The 3,622-nt window shown below is 58.8% G+C and carries 5 protein-coding genes and 2 pseudogenes; 6 read left to right on the top strand and 1 reads right to left on the bottom strand.

Translation table 11 applies throughout. The annotated features are described in order from the left end of the window. Positions 1 to 77: 77 nt before the first annotated feature. The 5 genes and pseudogenes from XpopCFBP1817_RS19960 to XpopCFBP1817_RS19980 all read left to right on the top strand — a co-directional run. Positions 78 to 278: pseudogene (locus XpopCFBP1817_RS19960) on the top strand (hypothetical protein); the annotation flags it as partial. 153 nt (positions 279 to 431) lie between these two features. Beyond that, positions 432 to 1,094 carry an energy transducer TonB gene (locus XpopCFBP1817_RS19965; protein ID WP_128418407.1) on the top strand — a complete coding sequence of 221 codons (663 nt, stop codon included), beginning with the start codon at positions 432 to 434 and terminating at the stop codon, positions 1,092 to 1,094. Positions 1,095 to 1,178: 84 nt separating this feature from the next. Then, on the top strand, positions 1,179 to 1,940 hold the full coding sequence (gene exbB, locus XpopCFBP1817_RS19970) for a TonB-system energizer ExbB (protein WP_128418408.1): 762 nt from the start codon (positions 1,179 to 1,181) through the stop codon (positions 1,938 to 1,940). Positions 1,941 to 1,985: 45 nt separating this feature from the next. After that, a complete protein-coding gene (locus XpopCFBP1817_RS19975; protein WP_128418409.1) occupies positions 1,986 to 2,408 on the top strand; it encodes an ExbD/TolR family protein in 423 nt (140 codons plus the stop codon). Positions 2,409 to 2,411: 3 nt separating this feature from the next. Next, on the top strand, positions 2,412 to 2,822 hold the full coding sequence (locus XpopCFBP1817_RS19980; RefSeq protein ID WP_128418410.1) for an ExbD/TolR family protein: 411 nt from the start codon (positions 2,412 to 2,414) through the stop codon (positions 2,820 to 2,822). An 83-nt stretch (positions 2,823 to 2,905) separates the two neighbouring features. Here the strand turns inward: XpopCFBP1817_RS19980 and XpopCFBP1817_RS23410 are convergent, their stop codons facing one another. Beyond that, positions 2,906 to 3,160 (bottom strand): hypothetical protein, encoded by a 255-nt coding sequence (locus XpopCFBP1817_RS23410; protein WP_244171271.1) that lies wholly within the window; start codon positions 3,158 to 3,160, stop codon positions 2,906 to 2,908. Between XpopCFBP1817_RS23410 and XpopCFBP1817_RS19985 the strand changes: the two are divergent. Continuing rightward, positions 3,066 to 3,439 (top strand): annotated as a pseudogene (locus XpopCFBP1817_RS19985) (ExbD/TolR family protein). The gene XpopCFBP1817_RS23410 and the pseudogene XpopCFBP1817_RS19985 overlap by 95 nt on opposite strands. The last annotated feature ends 183 nt before the right edge of the window (positions 3,440 to 3,622 follow it).

The raw sequence follows: 3,622 nt of genomic DNA on the forward strand, positions 1-3,622 counted from the left end.
GATCGCTGATTTTTTGAAGGTATGGTCATCATCCAGTGCGTGTCACCACGGCTACGACTTGGTTGTTCGAGGTGCCCTACAGCGAAGACGTGCCGAAAGCAGTCGAGAATTGGCAGAAAGCCGCACCGCTTTCCAAGGATGGCGAGACCTATCTGAATCTGGCTAAGGTGCTGCATTCGGAAGGGCGTATCCCCGAAGCGAAGCAGGCTGCCCAGCAGGCGATCGCCAAAGGCGTCAAAAAACCTGAAGACGCAAAGAAGATCATCAACCTGAAGTAAAAAAGAAAATAAACCCCCGAAATGCTTGTGTTTTTAGTGGTGACAGGACTCGGGATTGGTATAAGATTGGGGGTTACTGCGGTGTAAAACCCGTCCGAAAACCTGGGGATCATCACCGTGATCCGGGGCCCCCACTGAAAGAGCCATTGGCGCATGACGGAACAACTCTTTATCCACAGGCATGACTATGATGCCGGGAACCAGGGTCTGAGCTGGGCCCGCATTATCGGCATAGCTTTTGTAATTGCTTTGCACCTCACTGCGCTGATGATGTTGCTGATACCAGCAGTGGCGCCGAAGGCTCCGGCTGAGAAGGAGCGGACCACCATGGTCACCCTGGTGGATGCACCGCCTCCTCCCCCGCCGCCGCCGCCGCCGGAAGACAAGCCGCCGCCGCCGGTCAAAAATCTGTCGCCGCCGAAGCCGTCACCGGTTCCGCCGCCGCCTGAAGCTCCGGTGGTCGACGTTCCCGAACCGCGTCCCAGCGATATCGTCACGCAGCAGAGCCCACCGTCTCCACCGCAACCGCCGAATGACATCGGCGCCAGTGTCGATATTTCGTCCAAGAACATGAACCCGCCGAAGTACCCGCCGGCTGCATTCCGTGCCGGTGTACAAGGTGAGGTCATCCTGATCGTGGATGTGGATGCAAGCGGCAACGTGACCAATGTGTCGGTCGAAAAGTCCAGCCGCAACCGCGACCTTGATCGTGCCGCGATGGACGCAGCACGCAAGTGGAAGTTCAATGCCTCCACTGTCAACGGGCAGAAATCCGCCGGACGTGTTCGCGTCCCGGTCAACTTTGCTTTGAACTGATCCACGGGCCGGCTACGGCTGGCCCAGGATCCTGTCTTCCTTTCGCTCCACCCTTCATCACCACACACAACAAAGGTAAGCGTCATGCTGCAGGAATTCTTTATCGCCGCCGCTGCAGGGGGCTCCAATCCGTCGGCCGCTCTTTCGCAGATGGGCTTCGAGCATCTGATCACCGAAATGACCTCTCAGCCCGGCGACTTCGCCGTGTCCTGGGTCGTTCTGATCACCCTGATCGCCATGTCCGCTGCCTCCTGGTACTGGACTGTCATCAACATTTTCCGCGCCACCCGTCTGAAGAGTGCGGCTGACCGCGTCACCACCGCGTTCTGGGATGCCCCGAATGCGCAGGACGCCATCCGCGCCATGGAAGAGCAGCCGGCTTCCGAGCCGTTCTCCAAGATCGCGCTGGACGCGGCCCAGGCTGCCGCTCACCACCAGCGTGCCGAAGGCAGCACCGGCGGTCTGGGCGAGAGCCTGAGCCGTTCGGAATTCGTCGATCGCGCCCTGCGTCAGGCTGTGACCCGTGAAAGCACCCGTCTGCAGTCCGGCATGACCCTGCTCGCCACCGTCGGTGCGACCGCACCGTTCGTCGGTCTGCTCGGTACCGTGTGGGGCATCTACGGCGCGCTGATCAAGATCGGCGCAACTGGTTCGGCCTCTATCGACGCCGTTGCCGGCCCGGTGGGTGAAGCGTTGATCATGACCGCGATCGGTCTGTTCGTCGCAATCCCAGCGGTGTTCGCGTTCAACTTCTTCTCCAAGGTCAACAGCTCGGTGATCGCCAAGTTCGACACCTTTGCCCACGACCTGCACGACTTCTTCGCCACTGGTTCGCGCGTTCGCTAATCCATAGTAAAGAACGACTTCGCAACGATTTAGACGGAGCCCATTATGGCCTTCAGTAGTGGAAACAGCGGTGGCCCGATGGCCGACATCAATGTGACGCCCCTTGTGGACGTGATGTTGGTGCTGCTGATCATCTTCATCATCACCGCACCGCTGATGTCCCATAAGATCAAGGTGGAGCTGCCCGAGGCCAACCTGGTTCAGAAGGAAGATGCGGAGAAACGTGCCGCGCCGATCACTCTGGCTGTCAAGGAAGACGGGTCGCTGTACTGGAACGACGAGCCGGTCTCCAAGGAAGCCCTGGAGTCGCGACTGTCCACCGCCGCACAGCAGACACCGCAACCGCCGCTCAACCTGCGTGGCGACCGCACCACCAAGATGCGTACGATCAACGAGATCACCAAGATCGCGCAGGGTCAGGGCATGTTGGACATCGGTTTCGTCGCGACCAAAGAGAAGGGGCAGTAAGCCATGACATTCAGTACCGGTGGAAGCCGTGGCCCGATGGCCGATATCAACGTCACGCCCCTGGTGGACGTGATGTTGGTGCTGCTGATCATCTTCATCGTGACCGCGCCGATCATGACCTACCCGATCGCCGTAGATCTGCCGCAGCGGGTACTCAACCCGCCACCGCAGACGACCGAACCGCCGCCGCCGATCGAATTGCGGATCGACGCGAGCAACCAGGTGTTCTGGAACAACAGTCCAGTGCCGGTGGCTCAGCTGCAGCAGAAGATGGAAGAAGTGATCGCCAGCGATCCGACCAATCAGCCGGAACTGCGCATCGATGCGAACCAGGACGCGGAGTACGAGGTGATGGCCAAAGTCCTGGCTGCAGCAAAGAACTCGCAGATGAAGAAAATCGGCTTCATGCAGTAAGACATCGCAAGACCGCACCACAACAGTCATGACGCGACTGCGAACGCCGCCGGAAACGGTGGCGTTTTTTATGCGTCATCGATTCACAGCGCGATGCTTTGGCTCGGTGGTCGAGCGGTATTTGCCTGCTGCCGCCCTGCCCTTCCGTCATGCCTGGCCAAGTGTATGCGCGATCGTGCAACACCCACGGTCACAGCACCGTAGGCAGTCATGGCTTTCAGTACGACAGGCAATCGGGGACAACTGCCGCAGACCAATGTCACGCCGCTGGTGGATGCCATGTTGGTGTTGTTGATGATCTTCATCGTCACCGCGCCGATGCCGACGCGACCGATCACGGTGGACCTGCCACAGCGCAGCGATCAATCGCAGGACAGTTGGAACCGCCTGCACCGATCGCATTGCGTGTGGATGCCGATGGCCAGGTGTTCTGGAATGCCAGCCCGGTGACGCTGCAGGAGTTACAGCCCCGGTTGATCGAACAGATGCGCGAAACAGCTGGAAATCAGCCGGAACTGCGGATTGCCGCCAGTACAGATGCGGAATATGCGGTGATGGCCAAGGTATTGGCTGCGGCCAAGAACGCGCAGGCCGATCACATCAGTTTTGAGCAGTAAACGCTCTGGTGACTAATGCATCTGGGCAGAGAAACTCTGCTCAGATGCAGATAATTATTTTCATAACGTACAGCTGCTTTAAAGCGATTGACTAAATGTAGCGAGTAGGGCACCTCGAACAACCAAGTCGTAGCCGTGGTGACACGCACTGGATGATGACCATACCTTCAAAAAATCAGCGAT

The organism is Xanthomonas populi (assembly GCF_002940065.1).
Taxonomy (GTDB): Bacteria; Pseudomonadota; Gammaproteobacteria; order Xanthomonadales; family Xanthomonadaceae; genus Xanthomonas; species Xanthomonas populi.